Origin of the sequence: Castellaniella denitrificans (genome assembly GCF_042653765.1) — a bacterium.
Lineage (GTDB): Bacteria > Pseudomonadota > Gammaproteobacteria > Burkholderiales > Burkholderiaceae_B > Castellaniella > Castellaniella denitrificans.
In genome coordinates, this window is record NZ_JBHSEZ010000014.1 from 12217 (window position 1) to 33557 (window position 21341).

Below are 21341 nucleotides of genomic sequence, written 5' to 3' on the forward strand. Positions count from 1 at the left end.
GATTCATGTAAAAATCCATCAGGGTTTTTACCAGATTTTCATGTCCCTGACCATGGCTGAAACGCCATCCGGGACCTGTACCAAGGAGCACCATGGGACAATTCGCCGTCATCGGCCTGGGCCGCTTCGGCAGCGCCACCTCGCTGGAACTGATGCGGCTGGGCCATTCGGTCCTGGGCGTGGACGCCGACGGCCGCGTCGTCGACCAGATGGCCGACCGGCTGACCCGCGCCGCCATCGCCGACGTCACTGAGCGCGACGCCCTGGCCGAACTGGGGCTGCCCGAATACGACGTGGTCCTGGTCGCCATCGGCGAGGACCTGCAGGCCAGCCTGGTCTGCACCGTGCACCTGAAGGCGCTGGGCGTGAAGGTCCTGTGGGTCAAGGCGTCCTCGCGCGCGCACCACCTGATTCTGGCCAAGCTGGGCGTCAACCGCATCATCCATCCGGAAGACGAGATGGGCATCCGCATCGCCCAGGTGCTCAGCTACCCCATGGTCAACGACTACATCTCGCTGGGCAACGGCGACTTCGTGGTCGAAATCGAAGCCAGCGCGCAACTGGACGGCCGCACCCTGGGCGACGCCCTGACCACCGATCCCCCGGGCGCCATCCACGCCCTGGCCGTCAAGCGCAAGGGCGAGACCACCGTGCACCCCACGGACCAGTTCGTGGTGCGCGCCAAGGACACCCTGATCCTCTTCGGCCCGCTGCACTACCTGAAGAACGCCGCGCCGAAACTGCGCTGACCGCCCCGACCCGAGCATGGCCCGCTTTTCCATCCATCCGCTGCTGGCCTACCGCCAGGCGCGCCGCACCGGGCAGCTGCAGGCCAGCCCGCCCGCGGTCCTGGCCGGCAGCTTCCTCGTCCTGATCCTGATCGGGACCGTGCTGCTGTCCCTGCCGGTGGCGCAGCGCCACCCCTTCGGCGTGTTCGAGGCGCTGTTCACCGCCACGTCCGCCGTCACCGTCACCGGCCTGATGCTGATCGACCCGGCCACCGACCTGAGCTTCTTCGGCCAGGCCGTGGTGTTGGCCCTGGTGCAGGTCGGCGGCATCGGCTTCGTCACCTTCGCCATCATCGCCACCCTGACGCTGGGCAAGCGTGTCAGCCTGAAATACCAGGCCCTGGCGCTGGAGGCCTTCAACCAGACCAGCGTGGTCCGCATCCGCCAGACGGCGCTGACGGTGCTGAAATTCTCCCTGGCGATCGAGGGCGCGGCCATCCTGATCCTGACCCTCTGGTGGTGGCGCCACGACAGCCTGGGGCATGCCTTCCTGCTGGCCGGATTCCACGCCGTCTCGGCCTTCAACAACGCCGGCCTGTCGCTCTTTCCCGGCAGCCTGGCCGGCTTCACCGGCGATCCGGTCACCACCTTCGTGATCACCGGCTGCGTCATCCTGGGCGGGCTGGGCTTCAGCGTGCTGGCCGACATCCAGCAGAAGCGCGGCTGGGCCACGCTGGCCTACTACACGCGGCTGATGCTGATCGGCACGCTGGTCCTGAACCTGGCCGGCTTCGCGCTGTTCTGGCTGATCGAGGCGCGCAATCCGCATACCCTGGGCGCATTGCCGGCCGCCGGCCAGGGACTGGCCGCCTGGACCCAGGTCGTCGCCGCGCGCACGGCCGGCTTCGCCAGCGTGAACGTCGACCAGCTGTACGACAGCTCGCGCTTCCTGCTCACCTGCCTGATGTTCATCGGCGGCGGCTCGCTGTCCACGGCCAGCGGCATCAAGCTCGCCACCTTCATCGTCCTGCTGGCCGTGGTCCGGGCCTACATCCTGCAGCGCAAGGAAGTCGTGCTGATGCACCGCACCATCGCCCCCGAATCCATCCAGAAGGCCCTGGCCCTGATGATGGTGTCGGGCCTGCTGGTGTGCCTGGGCATCTTCCTGGTCAGCCTGTTCGAGGACCTGCCCTTCATCGCCGTGGTCATGGAGGTCATGTCGGCCTTCAGCACCACCGGCATCAGCCCCGACCTGACCGGCGCCCTGACCCTGCCCAGCCAGATCGTGCTGATGCTGCTGATGTTCGTCGGCCGCCTGGGGCCCCTGACCCTGGTCTACAGCCTGGGTACGCAGCGCCGCAGCCGGGTGCGATACCCGGAAACGGTGGTGCAGATAGGGTGATTCATGTACTACTATTACTTTTTTTCCCAGACCCAACCTCTCATTAGGATCCCGTCCATGGTGATTTCCATCGCACGACAGGCGGCGCTGTGCGCCGCTCTCGGCCTTGCCGGCCTGGCCACCACGGCTTCGGCCGCCACGCTGAAAATCGGCACCGAAGGCGGCTACCCGCCCTGGAGCATGGTCGACGCCAGCGGCAAGGTCACCGGCTTCGACGCCGACGTCGGCCATGCCCTGTGCAAGAAGCTCGACATGAAGTGCCGCTTCGTGGTCCAGGCCTTCGACAGCCTGATCCCCGCCCTGCAGGCCGAACGCTTCGACCTGGTGATCTCCGGCATGTCCGTCACCGCCGAGCGCGCCAAGGTCATCGCCTTCAGCATCCCCTACGCCACGGAAGATTCCGCCTTCGTGCTGCCCAAGGACGACGCGCTGCTCAAGGCCGCCGATCCCAAGGCCCTGATGGCCGGCCTGGCGGGCAAGACCGTCGGCGTGCAGAGCGGCACCACCCAGGGCGCCTTCCTGCAGAAATACGCGCCCGACCTGAAGCTCAAGACCTACGAGACCCAGGACCAGATGCAGATGGACCTGTCGGCCGGCCGCCTGGACGCGACCTTCTCCGAAGTCACCCCGCAGAGCCAGTTCCTGGACACCACCGGCAAGGGCAAGTTCGTCATGGCCGACGCCGTGGTCAAGAGCAGCGCCGACCCGGACATCCTGGGCCTGGGCATCGGGGCCGGCATCAACCAGAAGAACACCGAGCTGAAGGCCAAGGTGGACAAGGCCCTGTGCGAACTGATCGCCGACGGCACCATCAAGTCCTCCAGCACCAAGTGGTTCGGCGTCGACCTGTCCAACTACGCCGCCTGCAAGAAGTAATGCCCGACGACGCGGCCGGCGCCTCCGGGCGCCGGCGTCACTCCCCCGGGGCCGCCGCCCGCCACGCGCCGGCGCCGCCCCGGGGCTTTCGATCGATTCCATGATCCAGACCCTGCACGACATCCTGAGCGCCGGCTGGGGCGCCATGCTGCTGCGTGGCGCGGCCATGACCGTCTTCATCAGCGTGTGCGGCATCGGCCTGGGCATGGCCATCGGCATCGCCGGCGCGGTCGCCAAGACCGGCGCCAGCCGCCCGGCGCGCGCGCTCGTCGGCCTGTACACCCTGATCGTGCGCAGCGTCCCCGAACTGCTCATCATCTACCTGCTGTTCTTCGGCGCGGTGCAGCCCGCCGCCGACCTGGCCGACTGGCTGGAATGGGACGACCTGATGAGCACCGTCTTCCCCATGCTGATCGGCATCCTGGCCATCGCCCTGATCTCCGGATCCTACAGCGTCGAGGTCTTCCGCGGCGCCTTCAAGGCCATCGATCCCGGCCAGCTCGAAGCCGCCCGCGCCATCGGCATGGACCGCGGCCAGTGCCTGCGGCGCATCACCTTGCCGCAGCTCTTCTGGTACGCCCTGCCCGGCGCCAACAACGTCTGGCAGGCCGCCCTGAAGGACACCGCTCTGGTCTCCCTGGTGGGCCTGGTCGAACTGATGCGCGCCGCCGTCCTGGGCTCGGCCGCCACGCGCGCGCCCCTGATCCTGTACCTGCTGGCCGGCATCCTGTATTTCCTGATCGGCGCCTGCAGCCAGGGCCTGTTCGTTTGGGCCGAACGCCACTTCGGGCGCGGCATGCGGGGGGCCGGACGATGATCGAACTGTTCGAACACGCCGTTCCCGTGCTGATCGAAGGCTTCTGGATCACCCTGCGTATCGGCCTGTTCTCCATCCTGTTCGCCTCGCTGCTGGGCCTGGGCGCGGCGCTGATGCGCACCGCGCGCAACCCGCTGGTCTCGGGCGCGGCCTTCGCCTACAGCACCGTCTTTCGCGGCACGCCGCTGCTGATCCAGCTGTTCCTGCTGTACTACGGCATCGGCACCCTGGGCTTCGTGCGCGAACAGCCCGCCCTGTGGTGGCTGTTCTCCGACGGCGCGCGCTGCGCCATCCTGGCCATCGCCCTGAACAGCGGCGCCTACATGAGCGAGGCCATCCGCGGCGGCCTACAATCCGTGCCGGCCGGCCAGCTGGACGCCGCCGCGTCCTGCGGCATGAGCCGCCTGCAGATCTTCCGCCGCATCCGCTTCCCCCTGGCCATCCGCCAGGCCTTCCCGGCCTACAGCAACGAGCTGGTGCTGGCCATCAAGGGCACCAGCCTGGCCTCCACCATCGCCGTCATGGAGCTCACCGGCTTCGCCCGGCGCCTGATGAGCCAGAGCTACCTGATCGTCGAAACCTTCATCATCGCCGGCATGCTGTACCTGGCCATCAACGTCACGCTGCTCGGCTGCGCCTGGCTGGTGGAGCGCAGGCTGGGGATCCGGACGGGGGAATAGGATCGCAGGCCGCCACCCCTTCGAAATCCGCGGAGGGACATGCAGCGCCAGAGTGGCTCATAAGTCTACGTAAACACCATATAAGCAGGGTGCTGATGTATACTTAATCCCATGAACCAGCGCCAAGCCATTCGCGTTCTCCGTGCCCTGGACGACACCGGCCGCTATGTATTCCGGCGCCAGCATCTGCGCGCCTGCTTCCACGAGGATTCGGAAAAGACCTTTGCCGCCGGGCTGGCCCGCCTGGTCGATACCAGCATCCTGACCCGCGCGGCCCGGGCCGTCTACGTTCATGACGCGGCAAAATCCCGCGACGGGTACACGATCGAACGCATCGCCATCGCCCTGCGTCCCGCCGAGCTCAGCTACATCAGCCTGGAATCCGCCCTGGCGGAATACGGCGTCATCTCGCAGATCCCCATCGATCGCATCACCCTCATGACCACCGGACGCGAAGGTGAAATCCGGACCCCTTACGGCACCATCGAGTTTGTGCACACCAAGCGCGATCCGGCCGATCTGCGCCAAGCGACGCTTTCTTCCGATCATCCCTTGCGCATGGCCAAGATCGACACGGCCATCCGCGACTTGCGGCGTGTCGGCCGCAATCTGCATTTGATCGACCCAGAAGCCCTCCAGGAGGCCTTGGCCAAACCATGAAAGAAAACTTCGATCATCTGGTGGAACTGGCCATGCGGGACGCGGGGCGCGCCCATATGCGTCCCGTCATCGAAAAAGAACTGCTGCACTATGACATCCTGTTCGCCCTAAGCGAAGCCAAGCTGCTCGACACTTTGACGTTTCAAGGCGGGACTTCGCTGCGCCTATGCCATGGTGCTCCACGCTTCTCCGAAGACCTGGATTTCGCAGGCGGACCGGGGCTGGATACGCGCAAGCTGCAGGACATCAAACAATGCCTGGAAGACTACCTGGGAAGCCGCTATGGCCTGGATGTCCGGGTTCGTGCCCCGCAAATCCGGGGAATGGATGACGGGCCGGCAGAGCCCGGACACACGCAGATCGCAAAATGGCGGATCAGCATCCAGACCGCTCCCTCTCGCCCTAATCTTCCCAGGCAGCGCATCAAACTCGAAGTAGCCGATATCCCCGCCTACACGCGAGACATCAAAAGCCTGGCGCGCAATTACCCGTTCCTGCCCGATGGTTACGCGGATGTACTGCTGGGCGTTGAGTCTCTTGACGAAATCATGGCCGACAAATTGGTCTCCCTGCCAGCCTGTGTCCGCTACGTGCGGCACCGGGACATCTGGGACCTGCGCTGGCTCAAACAACAAGGCGCAAGCCCCGACGTTGCCCTGGTGGAGCGCAAGATCGAAGACTACGGCGAAGCCGACTACCTGGACAAGCTGCGGGCGATGATCGACCGGCTCGGCGAAATCGTGCGTGGCACGCCATTCACACAAGAAATGTCGCGCTTCATCCCCCAGGACGTACAGGACAGGACGCTGCACCGGAACGGATTTGGCACCTTCCTGACCAACGAAGTCCAAGGCCTGTTGCGAGTGGTGGAAAAGGCGCTGGACTCAGGCACCCGCGCCGACGATACCTCTTTTCCAATGTAGAACATCCGGCATGAAGCGCGCATCCGACCAGCCCGTCCCCTGCCCCTGCGGCCTTCCCGCAGCCTACGCCGATTGCTGCGGCCGTTGGCACCATGGTTCCTTGCACCTGCAAGCGCCCGACGCCCAGGCCCTGATGCGCTCGCGCTACAGCGCCTACGTGCTGGACGAACTGGACTACCTGCTGCGGACCTGGCACCCCGACACCCGGCCGGCCGCGCTGGAACCCAACGAGCCCGGCACCCGCTGGCTGGGACTGGACGTGCGCCGCCACGTCCGGGTGGACGCCGACCACGAGGTCGTGGAATTCGTCGCGCGGGTGCGCGTCCACAGCCGCGCCACCCGCATCCATGAAACCAGCCGGTTCACGCGGGTGGACGGGATGTGGGTGTATGTGGACGGGGCCGCTTGAGTACACTTGAGTGATCGTCCCGGTCCGACCGCCCCGGCTGTCCTTCTTCGAACCCCACCCCCGTGCCATGATGCTGATCTACGATGCCCAGAGCCCCGCGCCGCGCTGCCTGCGGATGTTCCTGCTCGAAAAACAACTGCGGCTGCCCGCCACGACCATCGACGTGATGACGGGGGAAAACCGCCAGCCGCCCTATCTCGCCATCAATCCGGCGGGCCAGACGCCGGCCCTGCGCCTGGACGACGGCACCACCCTGGCCGAGGCGGTCGCCATCGCGGAATACCTGGAAGAACGCCATCCCGAACCCGCGCTGATCGGCCGCACGCCCGAACAGCGCGCGCAGACCCGGCAATGGTGGCGCCGGGTCGAGCTCAACATCACGGAATTCATCCACAACGCCTACCACTACGCCGAGGGGCTGGCCCGCTTCGAGCCCCGCATCCCGGTCGCCCCCGAGGCGGCCGACGGCCTGAAGCGGGTGGCCCGGGACCGCCTGCAATGGCTCGACGGCCTGTTCGGCCCCGGCCCCTACCTGTGCGGCGAGCGCTTCACCGCCGCCGACATCTGGCTGTATGTCTGGCTGGATTTCGGCGAATCCGTCAACCAGCCCTTCGACCACGGCCTGCCGCGCATCGGCCCGTGGTTCGAGCGCGTGACGGCGCGGCCCAGCGCGGCGCTCAGCCGAGCCTTGCTGCCCTCCTCGCGGGCCTGAGCGGCCCCCGGCGGGGACGGCCGGCCGACACCCGCGCCCGCCGCGCGGAATGCGCGCAACGGCACCATCGATGCGCGTTTGCGCATCACCCGCGACAGCCCCCTTCCCTATACTGGACGCATCCATTTCGTTTCCGAGGCAACCTCATGATGCGTACCCTCTTTTGCGCACTGGCGCTATGCGGCCTGGCGGCCACGTCCCAGGCCGCCGAATTCACACTGTCCAGTCCCGACATGCGGGACGGCCAGCCGCTGACCCAGGTCCAGGTCTACGACGGCTTTGGATGCCATGGCGAAAACCGTTCGCCCGCGCTGGCCTGGCACAACCCGCCGGCGGGGACGCAAAGTTTCGCCGTCACAGCCTACGATCCCGACGCGCCCAGCGGCAGCGGCTGGTGGCACTGGACCGTCTTCAACATCCCGGCGACCGTCCATGAACTGCCGGCGGGCATCGGCCCCGATGGCAAAGGCCTGCCGACCGGCGCCATCCAGGGCCGCACGGACTTCGGCACCAGCGGCTTCGGCGGCGCCTGCCCGCCCGAAGGCGATGCGCCACACCGCTACCAATTCACCGTCTGGGCGCTGAAAACCGCGACACTGCCCCTGGATGCCCAAGCCAGCGGCGCGATGGTCGGTTTCATGCTGCGCGCCAACAGCATCGGCCAGGCCCGGCTGACTCCGGTCTTCGGCCGCTGACGCAAACATCGCCGCGCGGCCCATGGAACCACCCCTCGCCCGCCAGCAACGCCGGATCCAGCCCGGCCATTTCCAGTGCCGGGCCCCGCAGCAATTGCGGCGGGTCCGGATCCCCCAGGCGAGTCTTTTCGACATCCGCCAGGGCGAAAAGCACGTCCACGCCGATGGCCGGCGGCTGCGCTGCACCGCCGGCCATTGGCTGCTGGTGGCGGCCGGCACGGAACTGGACATCGAGAACCACCCGATCGACGGCACGTATCTGGCTGAATCGATCGCCTTGCCTCCCGCATTGCTGGAGCGTTTCCGACGGCGCAATCCCGGACTGGGCGCCGGCCCCGGCGCCGCCCCGTGCGTGCTTGCCATCCAGCCCGGCCCCGATTCGCTGCGCGCCTGGCGCTATCTGCGGGAATGCATGACCGCTGACGCCCCCGGAGCTCTGCAATGGCAAGCCGCCGAAAGCCTGTTGCTGGCGCTGAACCTGCAGCAGGCCATCGGACCGCTGCTGCGGGATCGACACGACCCCTTGAGCGCCCGCATCGAACAGCACCTGTCGCTGCTGCCGCCCGAACGGCGCACGCTCGCGCAGCTATCGCGCGATTTCCATTGCAGCGCCGCGACGCTGCGCCGCAGGCTGGCGCGGGAACACACGGGATTCCGGGAATTGCTCGACAACATCCGGCTCGGACAGGCGCTGGACGCCCTGCAAAGCACGTCCCGCCCTATCGCCGACATCGCCGCCGACTGCGGATACGCCAGCCCATCGAGATTCGCCATCCGTTTCCGGCAGCGCTACGGGCTGAACCCGAGCACACTGCGGCAGACACGCTGAAGTCCACCATAGCGAACGAAGTCAACGGACTCCCCAACCACGGCCTGCCACGCATCGGCCCGTGATCCGAGCGCGTGACAGCACGGCCCAACACGGCGCTCAGCCGCGCCTTGCCACCATCCCCGCGCAGAGGCGAGCCGGTGCTGCTTTCCCTAACGGACTTTTCCGCGCGCAGTACTCCAAATCAAGCCCCAACCTCGCCATACTGTCCAAAGCGGCAGATAGCCTCATGTTGATTCGTGTATCTATACGGGATACAATCCAAGATGATCAAGAACTTCCGGCATAAAGGGATTCAGCTGTTTTTTGAAACCGGTTCAAGGGCGAAGATCCAGGCGGCTCATGCCCCGCGGCTCAAACGCCAGCTCCTGGCGCTGAACCGTGCGGCAAAACCTGAAGACATGGACGTCCCCGGATGGCGACTGCATCCCCTGAAAGGACTGGAACTCCGAGGACATTGGTCAATCCGGGTCAGCGGCAACTGGCGGCTGACCTTCATGTTCGATGGCCGGGACGCAATTCTCGTCGATTATCAGGACTATCACTGAGAGAGCCACCATGCAGTTGCATACTCCCCCTCATCCGGGCAGCATCCTGAAGGAAGACGTCCTGCCCGAACTCGACCTGACGGTCACGCAAGCCGCCGCACAGCTCGGCGTCTCGCGCGTGCAGTTTTCCCGCTTCATCAACGGCCGATCGGGCGTCACGCCGGAACTGGCGCTGCGCCTGTCCAGATGGATTCCCGCACCCAGCGCCATCATGTGGCTGCAGATGCAAGCCGATTACGACTTGTGGCAGGCCGAGCATTCCGGCCGTGAATTCCAGGTCACACCGGCGCCCTACGCCGGGCCGGGGTGAACGAATTTCTCCAAACCCCGACCCGCGCCCCTCCCCCGCTCAGAACGGCTTGATGGCGATCTTCAGCACACCGTCGCGCTGGTGGGCGAACAGATCGTAGGCCGCGACGATGTCATCCAGCTTGTAGTGGTGGGTGACCAGCACGCCAAGATCCAGGCGTTCGGCGGCGATCACGTTCATCAGGCGGCGCATGCGCTCCTTGCCGCCCGGGCACAAAGCGGTGTTGATACGATGGTCGCCCAGGCCGGCGGCGAAGGCGTCGAGCGGAATCTTCAGGTCCTGCGAATACACGCCCAGGCTGGAAAGCGTGCCGCCGGGCTTGAGGCAGCGCAGGGCCTGCTCGAACGTGGTCTGCGTGCCGAGCGCCTCGATGGCGGCATCGGCACCGCGCCCGCCAGTGAGCCGCATCACCTCGGCGACCACGTCACAGGTATTGAAATCGAGGGTCACATCGGCGCCCAGCTTTCGAGAAATCCCCAGGCGGTGCTCGTTGCCGTCCACCGCGATGATGGTCGTCGCGCCCAGCAGGCGCGCGCCGGCAGTGGCGCACAGGCCGATGGGGCCCTGCGCGAAGACGACCACCGTGTCGCCCAGGCGGATGTTCGCGTTTTCCGCCCCCTTGAAGCCGGTGGACATGATGTCCGGGCACATCAGCACCTGCTCGTCGGTCAGCCCGTCCGGAATCGGCGCGAGATTGGCCTGCGCATCCGGCACCAGCACGTATTCGGCCTGGGTGCCGTCGATCAGGTTGCCGAAACGCCAACCCGCGGTCGCCTTGTAGCCATGGCAGCCGCAACGCCCGGAGGGGATCAGGTAACTGCCGTCCTGCGACGGCACGCCGTCCTGGGCGGCATAGGAGCCGAAGTTCGGGCAGATCGCCCCGGCGATCACGCGCTGCCCTTCCTTGTAGCCGGTGACCGCGCTGCCCAGCTTTTCGATGACTCCCACGGGCTCGTGGCCGACCGTGAGGCCCTTGGCGACCGGATATTCGCCCTTGAGGATGTGGATGTCGGTGCCGCAGATCGTGGTGGTGGTGATGCGGATCAGCGCATCGTTGGGGCCGACGTCCGGGATGGGCTTGTCGGTCAGCTCGATCCGGTCGGGTTCGACGAACACGGCGGCTTTCATTGTGGCGGCCATGGGGTTCTCCTTCGATGAGGTCGGCGGGCTCGTGGCCTGCCCGCCTGCAGGCGATGCCTTCATCGTATCGGCTTGCCCCGGCCCGGCGCTTGCGCCAGGTCATGGAAACCCATGCTGCAGATTCTTCTATGTGCGCGCTGCGGATTGATTCAATTTTTATAGAACTTAAAAAATTTCTACTTATTTGGCTTCATAAAAGAAAAAATCTACACCTGGTGATCGATGTATTTGGCGAAATGACGAGCAACGACCTCTTCGATACGCGCCACCTGCTCATCGGTGAGTTCCTCGACAAAGTTTCGTTTGCGTCGGGACAAAGCACCGTGGCCTTGCACGATGATGTCGATGAGCGAGTTCAATTTCGATTGGCGCATGTCCAGCCAGGTCTCGAGTTCGCGCACTGTCCGATCATGGCTGCGCAGATACTCCACTTCCGCTGCCAGATCTTCCTCGACACACAGCTTGCAGCACTGGAGCATGAACTCGCACATCTCGGTGGCATCAAAATAAGCATAGAGCCACAGGGGTTGCGGAGACATCACCCGGATGGTGGCGCTGTCGCCGTCCAACTGATAGTCCAATAGTTCAGTGCGAGGCTTCGAATAGGACTTCAGCAACGACGAATAGTGGTCCAGCCGCTTCAGCATGCGTGCCGAAATGGGCAGCACCACACCCGCCGGCGTGAAGCCCGACTGGCGCAAGACATGGTGCAGCAGAAAGCGATGCAACCGCCCGTTTCCATCGAAGAACGGATGCACGAAGACCAGGCCGAAGGCCGCGCAGGTCGCAGCCACCATTGGGTCGAGCATGCCTTCCGCCGCATACGCCGCCACCCGGCCGACGGCTTCCATCATCGGCCTCACTTGCTCGACGGGAGGGGGAATGAAATCGGCCATATTGCGCAAACGGCCCGGGCGCGACAGCCAGTTCTGCGCCGTCCGATAACTGGATTCGGCGCTCAGCGGCGTCACGATGAGATTCTGCCACTCGCAGAGTTTCTCTTCATCGAACACGCCAGACTCACCAGCCATTTCAAGCAAGTGCCGGAACTTGGCGGCGCGCGAACTGTCGGGCACCTCGTCTTCGATGCCATAGGTCGAGCGGGTCTCGGAAAGGTACAAATAGTCCACTGCCCGGCTGAGCATCTCGGGTTCGATGGCATCCATCGCCCTTGCAACCTTGGCGCGCAGATCTTCGGCCAGCAGCCCACGCAACGTCTCGGTCTTTCGCACCAGCGGACTGAACGCCCGGCTGCCGAGCAGGTTGTTGACCACCGCGAACTGCGGGCTGGACATTTCCGGGCCCACCAAGTAGTCATCGGCGTTCAGCAAGCGCACGCGCGGGGATCCGGCCGGCGCCCGGTACTCGAAGTCCGCGCCGGCCAGCCAGTGCGCCAAGTACCCCGCCCGGCGGGCATAGCCTGACGTCGGCCGGCTGTTCAGCCATTCCTGGATGTCCGCAAGAACCGGACGATGCTCGAAAAGCGCGCCCAGCACGGTCAGGTTCAGGTGCTCGCGCTTGAGCGCGAAGGTGAGCTGCTCCACCGTCGACGGCTCGGCCGAGACCCGGCCGCGCGGCAGCTCGATCCGTTCAGTCCCGTCAGGAGCCTGCGTGCGGGACTCAGCCGCTCGCGCCCCCAGCCAGAAGGTCTGGCGCAGCGGCGGCACCGCCAAGTTGAAGCGGGTCACGAGTGCGTTGTAGCCGAGCGCAATAGCCATCCAAGAAAATCTCTATGGAATTTATATTTTTTCTATATTAGATATTATTTTCCAGGAAATATCTATATTGACCCGCGCCGCCAGCGATCAGTCACGAAAAACATCATTCAATGTCGCGGCATCCAGGATGTTCGAGGCATGGATCAGCAGCCAGGCCTCGGTGCCGGCGCGCAGGCGCACCTGCACCAGTTTATCGATGAAGCGGCGGCCTTTCTTGCCCGGCAAGGCGATCCCGCATCGTCTCGGCCTTTTCCCGGTACTCGGCCGCCAGCGCCGCCCGGCCCGTGTTCTCGTACAGCACCGCCAGGTTCTGCGCAGCCAGGTAGCTGCCCCGGCCAGCGACGGATTCCGACAGGTCCGGGCGCTCGCCGATCTCCAGGCATTTCAGCCAGCTGGATTCCACGATCGGCAGGAACTGGGATTCCGCCTCGGCGGGATGCCGGACCGCCCAGTCCAGGAAAACGTCCGCGACGCAGAAGAAATAATCCGGGGAATCGGGCCAGTACGGGAATTCCTCCTCGGCCAGCAGGATCGCCTGTTCCAGCCGGCCGGCCCGCTTCAAGCAGTACAACGAGCGCATGACCAGGTCGTGCCGGAACGACTGATCGCGGGCGCACAGCGACACCGCCCGGGAGAAGTGATCGGCCGCCTCCTCATGCCGGTCATAGAGGGCGAGTTCCTTGCCCAATTGATAGAGCAGATAGGGATCTTCCGGCGCTTCGGCCAGCGCCACGCGCAGCAGCGCCTCGTTGCGTCCCTTCTTGGCCTCCAGTCCCTCGGGCATGTAGCCATCGTGGCCAACGCGAATATCCAGCCTTTTGCGGGGCAGATCGCCAGAGTTGGCCGCCTGCTCATGGATCCGGCCCATATAGCGCACCCCTCTGGGCAGCACGCGGGTAGTCCATTCCGTCGCCTGGCGGGCTTCGCCGCCCTGCATGAAGCGATTGAGGATGGCGACCTGCCCCAGGAACGGCACCGAGCCCAGGCGGCGCAACTGCTCGTGCCCCGACTCCAGCCAGTTGTCGGCGTCCAGGATCAGGTTCCAATCCGCCGAGGAATGATCCAGCGCCGCATTCCGGGCGGCGGAGAAATCATCGATCCATTCGAAATGATGCACCCGGGCACCGAAGCGCCGGGCGATGGCGATCGTATCGTCCGTCGATCCGGTGTCCAGCACGATGAATTCATCGACGTGGCCCTGCACGCTGGACAGGCAACGGGCCAGCGTGGCCGCGCCGTTCTTGACGATCATGACCAGGGCAATGGTGGGAGGGTTCATCGGATCACACGGACTCGCAAACAGGGGCAGCCGTGATCATGCCCCAATCCCCGGCCCACCGCCATCGGAATGTACCGAGCAACGCCCCGGACGGCGCACATGCCCGATCAATCCTTGAACACCTCTTCCAGCGAAGCAGCGTCAAGGACATTTAGCGACCAGGTTTCCAGTTCCTCCGTGCCGGCGGCGCGGATGCGCTGGACGACCGCCTCGTCCACCGGCCCGAAGCGGCGCTGGATCAGGCGCAGCAGCAGGTCGGCCTGGCCGCGTATCATCCCATGGCGCTCGGCAATCGTCACATAACTCATTTCATGCTCCTGTTCCAGCCGCTGGGCGGCCAGAAAGTAGTCCGTCTCCAGATCCGCCGGCAGGCGGAGCATCCATTCCACCAGTCGCAACAAAGGGCCGATCCCATCCCGCGTGTAGCCATAGCCATACAGGCGGCGAGTCAGATCCAGCAGCGGCGCCAGCCGGCTGGCCTTGTCCGGATGCCCTGCCGCCTGCAACTGCGCCATGATCACCACGGCAAACGGATTCACCGGCGCCAGCGCATCCAGCTCGTCCCAGCGAGCCCGCCAGTCGTTCAATTCTACAATCGGAAAGGTGAACCGGGTCCGCTGGGCCAGAAAATCGTTTCGATAGGTCAGGCTGGCGGCCGGCGCCTCATGGGGCGCGCGCCGCGGCTGGTCGATCAGAACCCCCAGGCTATAAACCTGCGGCGGCAGCAGCGCCCTGCCCCTGCGCCGTTCCCGCTGCCGGATCAGCACGTTATATTCCAGCATCCGCCAACCAAAAACCTGCAGGGCCTGTGGACCGGACAGGCGCCCCTGAATCTCGACGTGCACCAGCAGCAAGGCGTCATCGCCGCTGCGCAGGCGAACCCGGGCCAGCTTGTCGGCATGGCGGTGGCCCTGGCCGGGCGCGCTGGCGCGCAAGACCGCCTGCAATTCCTTGTCCAGGAATTCGACCGGCACCGACCCGTCGATGAGGGAATACAGGTTCGGGGTCAGCAGGGCCAGCGCCTGGGGAAAATAGAGTTCGAGCGCGTCCTTCCACGGACTGTCGTGATCGTCCGCGAAAGCGGGCGACGATGCATTGCGGGCGGACATGGCGGGCTTCCTGGCTCGGGAAGCCTCATTCTGCGCAGACGATGCTGGTCCTGCCAGACTGGGAAATACGGACGGAGGAAAACATCCTCCGATCAGAGAATTTCAGCTTCTGATGTACAGATATTGCGACGCAAAACCGCATAATCCACTCGGGACATCAAAGTAAACTTCGGAGGCTGCTGGGGGCTGCACTGATGCAGCACACTATACTCTTGATGCGCACCCTATTAATTTGTGAATTTTCTCAGCACCGCTGTTTGATTGAGTAAGTGGAATTATATATTGCTTACCATTGACCAAACGCAGCGTTATTTCTTTGTTCAGGACCCCTGAAATACCGACACCCGCTATATCATCAAATTTAATACATAGTTCTTTTTCATCACTGAACGCCCCCAGGAGACAGTACACATAATCATTCGTCAGCACCACCCCTCGGTCTCCTTTTCCCAATAATGTCTCATCAAAGTAAAAAATAATATTTTCTTTTTTGAGTGCAGGAAATTTCTTCCTAGAATTAAATGAATTAATAAAATTTTCTACTTTTTTATCATTCAAATCGTCATACCGATAAAAATTGTGCCTTTTGCACGTTGCATAGCTTTCGTTTTCATGAACCGCAATCCTTTCAGATATTTTACCGTCCAATCCAACTAATGTTCCCATTGAACCCGTAAGTGATGCACCGATAGCACCCACACCTGGAGTAATCGTTGACTTTATCGCAGTTTGAGTAATAGTACGCGTATAGTCCTCGACAACAGTCCCTCGTGCAGTCACATATCCGCTGACTGATTGAGGTACTTTTGTTACAGCACCCGTCAGAGTTGTTTGGAAAGCAGCCCGTAGAGAAGTTATGACCGAAACAAGCAGCAGAACTATTATGGGTATCGAAAGAAGTGATATTGAGAGTAAAAAAAGACTGTTTTTTGGCGTATCTGAACGCTGACCAATGCGAGAACAAAGCCACAAGGCAGAAAAGATATATGAAGCCGCACACAAAATAGACAAGACAGCACCGCTGATATAGGGACTGTCCAGACTGCTAAAAATAGGTATCAAAAGGCTGGCATAAAGGACCGCACTCAGACACGCCTCCGGCAACAAGTTTCTAATACCATCAAATGCCTGGATTAAATTATACATAACCCAAAAAAATAAAATAGCCCAACCAATAACCGGAATTGCAGCAGCAATCACCATTATAACAATGCTTGCAATGACTCCCGCTATGATTTTGACCAGATACCCCTCAGATGCCAGATAATAGATAAAATATATAAATCCAAAAAATATTACTATCGAAATAATCAATATGGCTTTTTCCGGTATGAAAAATAAAATTCCCCAGATTGATAATAATAGAAAAAAACATATTCTAGAACCGGAGTTTTCCGGCTTTGCTGAAAAAATATAATTGATATTCATTTAATATTCTAATAGTTAAATGGTTGAACCTTATTTACTCATTTCTGTATTGACCCGGCGGAACCTGCACAGGTCAGGCGGCTAATGCAAAGGCCTCAGCCGGGGTTTTCATCTTCAGCGCTTGGTGTAGGCGCCGGTGGTTGTAAAAGCTGATCCAGCTGCCAATGACCCGGCTGGCATGCTGCAGCGATTCAAATCGGTGGCGGTGAGCACATTGCTCTTTCAACGTCCGGATGACACGCTCAACCATGCCGTTTTGCTGCGGGCAATGTGGCGTGATGAACTCCTGGCGCAGGCCATAGCTGCGCACCAGTGCGGTGTAGCTGCGACGGGTAAAAATCAACCCGTTGTCCGATCGAAGTAAAAACGGCTCAGGCACACGCCCCAGCGTCCCAAACCTGGCGATCAGGGCGTGTTCCAGCGCCCTGCTGGCCGTGGTGGCCTTGCTGCTGCGCGACAGGTGCCAGCCCAATAGTTCACGGGTATGGCAGTCGATCACCAGCGCAAGAGCCGCCCAGCCATCACGGCCTGCCCAGATCCGGCACAGATCGGTGGACCAACGTTCATTGGGCGCTGTGGCCACTGAGGGCAACGTCTCGATCCGGGGCCGCAACCCGATGGCACGCCTCTTCACCTGCCAGCCCTTGAGCTGGAAGATCCGCTGCACCGTGTTCTTGTTGAACCCCAGCAGGTGAGCCACCGTACGGTAGCCAAACGACGGCGACTCTTCAATCATCGCCTTGATCAGCTCGGCATACTTGGGATTGACCCTGGGCGCGGCCTGGGTCGGCCTGTAATACACCGTGCGCCGGGGGATGTTGAACCACTGACACAGCTTGGAGATCGAGACGGTGAATCCATCTTCCTTCAGTCCCTGGCGGATCGTCTCGATCATTTCTCGTCCTCTCCCAACAGGGACTGCAATTTTTTTCTTGCTCTGAGCTCCAGCATCGCTTCACCGTAGGCTTCTTGCAAGTCCTTGATCTGGCGCTCGTACTGCTCTTTGACGTCCAGCGGATTGGCCCTCAGAGCGTTCTCCATGCCGCGCTTGGCGTCATCGACCCATTTCTCCACTTCGGAGAGCGACAGATCATAGGCGCGGCTGGCCTCGGATACGGTCGTCTTACCCTGGATGATGTCCAGCACCAGCGCGCTCTTGCGCTTGGCTGTCCATCGCTTGATCTCGTCTTCCATCTTCATGCTCATGATGATTTCCTCTTCAATTATCACCTGAGCAGGTTTTTACTGGGTCAATACAAGATTTGATGATCTCAGATCCAGCAATTCTCAATCACGAAATACTCACGCAAACCGCTTGAATGCTTGCTATTATTTTGATCTTCTAAGATATAAATATTCTTGCTCGAAACCATCCATCTTTGGCCAATTTTCAGAATAAATTTCGTGATATTTTATGAGGGTTCCTTGAATATTAAGAAGTCGTGTGCCATTGCTTAAAGCATGCTCAATCAAACCCTTTTCCGCCAATGTAATAGCCTTTTCCTTGCTTGCAGCCGAAGCGGCCTTGACATGCCCGACGAGCAGTACACGCTTTCCATTGATGATTTTTTTTGCCTCGACCTTATTCGGATTGGGATGCCAGTCTTTAACCTGACTGATAAGTTTCAGATTGTTCATCTGACTCTTCAGTCTTCCGCGCAGATTAATGCTTTTTCCTATATATATGGGAGTGTATTTTCCGCCATATACACGGGAAAATATATAAATGCCATACTCTTCCGATATGTCTGAGAGAAAACTGTCATCGTATATTTTGCCTGGATGTTGGGATCGTATCAGCTTGATGGGATCTTGCCACTCCAATGTGATATTCATGTGCGATTGTCTCTATCATCTATTTCATCGATGCGAAACAGCCTCTGACTCGTGAGAACCAGAGGCTGTTTGCTCATGGGCCGGCATCATCGATGCCAGCCATTATTGCTACTGTGATATCAAGGATATTAACGCAGCAGGCTCAGCATGGTTTGCGGGACCTGATTGGCCTGCGCCAGCACGGCGGTGCCGGCCTGTTGCAGGATCTGGGCGCGCGTCATGTTGGACACTTCCACCGCGTAGTCGGCGTCCTCGATGCGCGAACGGGCGGCTGACAGATTGGTGATGGTGTTATTCAGGTTGGCAATGGTCGATTCAAAACGGTTCTGAATCGCGCCCAGGCCGCTGCGCAGGCTGTCGACTTGAGCCAGGGCGTCATCGATGCGCTTCAAAGGATCGGCCGTCGCGACACCTTGGAACTCAGCCGTCGCTGTCGTTCCTCCCTTGGTGCTCAGCTCGATAATCGTGGTAGTCTGGTCATCGGTAGTCGGAGCCGCTCCACCATCAACAAGGGCAGTTGCTGCAACTGCAAAGGTCTTGCCTTGCAGTTCGACGTAGCCGGTCGCGGAGCCAGCAGCGTCAGCTCCGACCTTCACGAACTGGCCAGTGACCTTGACAGCATCAGCAGTGGCAATGCCACCAGCAGCATCGGCAAAAGAGATGTCGACAGTGTTGAGTTCGACGGCGCCAGTTGTGTCATTAACAGAAGCGGCATAGTAATCATTGCCCGACTTGACTACGTACTGGGTTCCGCCAGAACTATGCAGCGAAAGATCCTTGGCATCCACGCCGAGGGAGGTGGCGACAGCGCTCAGATCCACATCAATAGGAGCGCCGCCGCCTGCAGAAACCGTCGTGATCGGATCGCTGACATTCAAGGAGTTCTTGGCAACCGTCAGGCTATCCAATCCAAGGGTATTGGCGGTGATTTCCTTCAGATTGATGCTGATGGTCTCGTTGTCGTTGGCGCCGACTTGAATGGTCAGTTCGTTGTTGCTGGCCAGGACCTTGACGCCGTTGAATTGCGTTTGCGCGGAAACGCGGTTGATTTCGTCCAGGCGCTGGGTGATTTCGTCCTGGATCGATTTGAGATCGGAGTCCGAATTCGTTCCATTGGCCGCCTGAACCGAAAGTTCGCGGATGCGCTGCAGATTGTTGTTGATCTCGGTCAGCGCGCCTTCCGTCGTCTGGGCGATGGAGATCCCGTCGTTCGAGTTGCGTGCGGCTTGGGTCAGGCCCTTGATGTTGGCCGTGAAGCGGTTGGCAATGGCCTGGCCGGCGGCGTCGTCCTTGGCGCTGTTGATGCGCAGGCCCGAGGACAGGCGTTCGATCGCCGAACCCAGAGCGGACTGGGACTTGTTCAGGTTGTTCTGGGAGACCAGAGCAAGGTAGTTAGTGTTGATAACAGCCATGAGAGACTCCTAAGAGATTCGGCGAAGGATTCGCCCTTTTTGCCCAGGATGACAAACCGAGTGACCTCCTGTTCTGCCCCGTTAACGGAGGGACCAGGAGGAACTTTAGGGTGATGTGCGAGTTTTTTTGCCGCCAGGCCGCCCCAGGGCGAAAGGATATCTCCCGAAGGGCGGCGGGCGGCCGCGGGCTACGCGGCGCAGACGGTTGCCGGGAGTGGAGTCACTCCCGCTCGATCACGCTCAGCATCCGGGTCCTGCGCTCCGACAGGGGACCGAACGCCTGGGACAGGCGCGCATACCGCTCGCCGTTGGCCAAGGCGCTCAGGATGTCGGCCCAGTCCTGCATCAGCAGGGTGCGGGAGCCGACGAAACGCGCATGGTCATAGGGCGCTCGGGAGGCGTCCCGGCGGCGGTGCGCAAGCTGCAGGTCCACCAGCTTGTCGGGATAGCCGAGCAGGCCGAGCAAGGTCGTGGCGGTCGCCCGGAATCCGTGCGCGGAAAACCGTCCACTGTATCCCAGGCGTCCGATGGCGTGGTTGAAGCTGCTCGCGGCAAGCGCACCGCCCGGATTCCGGTGGTTGGGAAACAGCAGAGGACCGAGGCCGGACAGCTTGCGCAGGGCGTGGAGCATCGCCAGCGCCTGCCGGGACAGCGGCACCATGTGCGGCCGGCGCATCTTCATGCGTTCCTTCGGAACGATCCAGACCGCGTTGTCGAAGTCGAATTCCTGCCAGCGGGCCAGCCGCAACTCCGAAGGCCGCACGAACGTCAGCGCCAGCAGGCGCAGGCCGATGGCGATGTCGGGGTACCCGTCCCAGGCGTCCAGGCGCTGGAAGAATTCCGGGATGTCGGACCAGCCCAGCGGCGGATGATGGCGCACGGTCGGCCGCCTGACCAGGCCTTTGAGCAGGCTGGCCGGGTTGTCCTCGCGCAGTCCTTGCAGGATGGCATGGGAGAAGACCTGGGATATCCACTGCTGCGCGAGCAGCGCGGCGCAACGGGCGCCGCGCTCCGCGATCGACGCGATGAGCGCGCGGATGTCCATGGGGGTGAGATCCGCGACCGGCTCGTTTCCAATGGCGGGCAGGATGTCCTTTTCGAAGTACCGCCGTATCTGGCGGGAGTAGCCCGGGCTCCATTGCGGGTTGGCGGCCAGCCAGGCGTGCGCGATCGTCTCGAACGAGGGAGGCGCGGATGGTTCGGCATGCGAGGCGGGCCTTTGCTCCCACAGGGGGTGAATGCCTTGAAGGATCAGGTCCCGCACCCGGTCGCGTTCCCGGCGCGCTTGGGCGAGCGTGACGTCCGGGTAGCGTCCGATGGCGTATACCTGGGCCTTGCCGCTCAGGCGGTAGCGGTAGCGCCAAAGCTTGCTTCCACTGGGTTGTACCGACAGGAACAGGCTGCCGCCGTCCCGGAGTTGGTAGGGCTTGCCTGCCGCCTTGGCAGAGTTGATTGCACGGGTTGATAGAAGGTTCTGAGCCATGTGCTGCTTTCTCCATTACAAAAGAGCACACAGATATATACACATTGCTTTTTGCCCAGATAAGTGTATTTGTACAGAATGCCTTATTTATCAATGATATAAATCGACATGGCGATATACACATTCATATACACGAGGACTCTCTGCAAGGCGTTTGCGTCAGGCATTCTCTCAATAGATTTCCCTCTCAAAGAAACAAAATGTATCCATAGATGGTGATTAGTTCATGGAAATCCATGCGGAACGATTATCAACACTAACTACCTTGCTCTGGTCTCCCAGAACAACCTGAACAAGTCCCAGTCCGCTCTGGGTTCGGCGATCGAACGCCTGTCCTCGGGCCTGCG

General features: G+C 61.7%; 24 protein-coding genes. 13 read left to right on the plus strand and 11 right to left on the minus strand.

The window, feature by feature from the left end; translation table 11 throughout:
* Positions 1-92: 92 nt before the first annotated feature.
* The 13 genes from ACFO27_RS11610 to ACFO27_RS11670 all read left to right on the plus strand — a co-directional run bounded on the left by ACFO27_RS11610 (position 93) and on the right by ACFO27_RS11670 (position 9589).
* Positions 93-749: a potassium channel family protein gene (locus ACFO27_RS11610; RefSeq protein WP_376817464.1), complete on the plus strand. Its 657-nt coding sequence runs from the start codon at positions 93-95 to the stop codon at positions 747-749.
* 16 nt (positions 750-765) lie between these two features.
* A complete protein-coding gene (locus ACFO27_RS11615) occupies positions 766-2130 on the plus strand; it encodes a TrkH family potassium uptake protein (protein ID WP_376817465.1) in 1365 nt (454 codons plus the stop codon).
* A gap of 57 nt (positions 2131-2187) precedes the next feature.
* Positions 2188-3006 (plus strand): transporter substrate-binding domain-containing protein, encoded by an 819-nt coding sequence (locus ACFO27_RS11620; protein WP_376817466.1) that lies wholly within the window; start codon positions 2188-2190, stop codon positions 3004-3006.
* 100 nt (positions 3007-3106) lie between these two features.
* Positions 3107-3823, plus strand: a complete 717-nt coding sequence (locus ACFO27_RS11625; RefSeq protein WP_376817467.1) for an ABC transporter permease — start codon at positions 3107-3109, stop codon at positions 3821-3823.
* A complete protein-coding gene (locus ACFO27_RS11630) occupies positions 3820-4503 on the plus strand; it encodes an ABC transporter permease (protein WP_376817468.1) in 684 nt (227 codons plus the stop codon). The genes ACFO27_RS11625 and ACFO27_RS11630 overlap by 4 nt, the downstream gene beginning before the upstream one ends.
* Positions 4504-4614: 111 nt before the next feature.
* Entirely contained in the window at positions 4615-5163 is a 549-nt protein-coding gene (gene abiEi / locus ACFO27_RS11635; RefSeq protein ID WP_376817469.1) for a type IV toxin-antitoxin system AbiEi family antitoxin, read from the plus strand.
* Positions 5160-6086 (plus strand): nucleotidyl transferase AbiEii/AbiGii toxin family protein, encoded by a 927-nt coding sequence (locus ACFO27_RS11640; protein WP_376817470.1) that lies wholly within the window; start codon positions 5160-5162, stop codon positions 6084-6086. The genes abiEi and ACFO27_RS11640 overlap by 4 nt, the downstream gene beginning before the upstream one ends.
* Before the next feature lie 10 nt (positions 6087-6096).
* Entirely contained in the window at positions 6097-6495 is a 399-nt protein-coding gene (locus tag ACFO27_RS11645; RefSeq protein ID WP_376817471.1) for a YchJ family protein, read from the plus strand.
* A gap of 10 nt (positions 6496-6505) precedes the next feature.
* Positions 6506-7207 carry a glutathione S-transferase family protein gene (locus ACFO27_RS11650; RefSeq protein WP_376817472.1) on the plus strand — a complete coding sequence of 234 codons (702 nt, stop codon included), beginning with the start codon at positions 6506-6508 and terminating at the stop codon, positions 7205-7207.
* 149 nt (positions 7208-7356) lie between these two features.
* A complete protein-coding gene (locus tag ACFO27_RS11655; RefSeq protein WP_376817517.1) occupies positions 7357-7902 on the plus strand; it encodes a YbhB/YbcL family Raf kinase inhibitor-like protein in 546 nt (181 codons plus the stop codon).
* Positions 7903-7924: 22 nt separating this feature from the next.
* Positions 7925-8731, plus strand: coding sequence for a helix-turn-helix transcriptional regulator (locus tag ACFO27_RS11660; protein WP_376817473.1), 807 nt, complete (start codon positions 7925-7927; stop codon positions 8729-8731).
* A 266-nt stretch (positions 8732-8997) separates the two neighbouring features.
* Positions 8998-9279 carry a type II toxin-antitoxin system RelE/ParE family toxin gene (locus ACFO27_RS11665; RefSeq protein WP_376817474.1) on the plus strand — a complete coding sequence of 94 codons (282 nt, stop codon included), beginning with the start codon at positions 8998-9000 and terminating at the stop codon, positions 9277-9279.
* 10 nt (positions 9280-9289) lie between these two features.
* Positions 9290-9589: a HigA family addiction module antitoxin gene (locus ACFO27_RS11670; protein WP_376817475.1), complete on the plus strand. Its 300-nt coding sequence runs from the start codon at positions 9290-9292 to the stop codon at positions 9587-9589.
* Between the two features lie 39 nt (positions 9590-9628).
* Here ACFO27_RS11670 and ACFO27_RS11675 read toward each other — a convergent pair whose 3' ends face one another.
* The 11 genes from ACFO27_RS11675 to ACFO27_RS11725 all read right to left on the minus strand — a co-directional run bounded on the left by ACFO27_RS11675 (position 9629) and on the right by ACFO27_RS11725 (position 20994).
* Complete coding sequence (locus tag ACFO27_RS11675) at positions 9629-10729, minus strand: NAD(P)-dependent alcohol dehydrogenase (protein ID WP_376817476.1); 1101 nt, start codon at positions 10727-10729, stop codon at positions 9629-9631.
* A 206-nt stretch (positions 10730-10935) separates the two neighbouring features.
* The gene (locus ACFO27_RS11680; protein ID WP_376817477.1) at positions 10936-12447 is read right to left on the minus strand and encodes a Fic family protein; all 1512 of its coding nucleotides are present in this window, start codon (positions 12445-12447) and stop codon (positions 10936-10938) included.
* A gap of 87 nt (positions 12448-12534) precedes the next feature.
* Positions 12535-12672, minus strand: a complete 138-nt coding sequence (locus tag ACFO27_RS11685) for a hypothetical protein (RefSeq protein WP_376817478.1) — start codon at positions 12670-12672, stop codon at positions 12535-12537.
* Positions 12638-13726: a glycosyltransferase gene (locus tag ACFO27_RS11690; protein WP_376817479.1), complete on the minus strand. Its 1089-nt coding sequence runs from the start codon at positions 13724-13726 to the stop codon at positions 12638-12640. The genes ACFO27_RS11685 and ACFO27_RS11690 overlap by 35 nt, the downstream gene beginning before the upstream one ends.
* Before the next feature lie 107 nt (positions 13727-13833).
* Positions 13834-14835, minus strand: a complete 1002-nt coding sequence (locus tag ACFO27_RS11695; RefSeq protein WP_376817480.1) for a DUF4351 domain-containing protein — start codon at positions 14833-14835, stop codon at positions 13834-13836.
* Between the two features lie 204 nt (positions 14836-15039).
* Positions 15040-16263 (minus strand): hypothetical protein, encoded by a 1224-nt coding sequence (locus tag ACFO27_RS11700; RefSeq protein ID WP_376817481.1) that lies wholly within the window; start codon positions 16261-16263, stop codon positions 15040-15042.
* Between the two features lie 73 nt (positions 16264-16336).
* Entirely contained in the window at positions 16337-17158 is an 822-nt protein-coding gene (locus tag ACFO27_RS11705; protein ID WP_376817482.1) for an IS3 family transposase, read from the minus strand.
* Positions 17155-17469, minus strand: coding sequence for a transposase (locus tag ACFO27_RS11710; protein ID WP_376817483.1), 315 nt, complete (start codon positions 17467-17469; stop codon positions 17155-17157). Before ACFO27_RS11710 ends, ACFO27_RS11705 begins: the two co-directional genes overlap by 4 nt.
* 123 nt (positions 17470-17592) lie before the next feature.
* A complete protein-coding gene (locus ACFO27_RS11715; RefSeq protein WP_376817484.1) occupies positions 17593-18099 on the minus strand; it encodes a GIY-YIG nuclease family protein in 507 nt (168 codons plus the stop codon).
* 128 nt (positions 18100-18227) lie between these two features.
* Complete coding sequence (locus ACFO27_RS11720; protein ID WP_376817485.1) at positions 18228-19511, minus strand: FliC/FljB family flagellin; 1284 nt, start codon at positions 19509-19511, stop codon at positions 18228-18230.
* 220 nt (positions 19512-19731) lie between these two features.
* Positions 19732-20994, minus strand: a complete 1263-nt coding sequence (locus ACFO27_RS11725) for a tyrosine-type recombinase/integrase (RefSeq protein ID WP_376817486.1) — start codon at positions 20992-20994, stop codon at positions 19732-19734.
* Positions 20995-21341 lie beyond the last annotated feature (347 nt).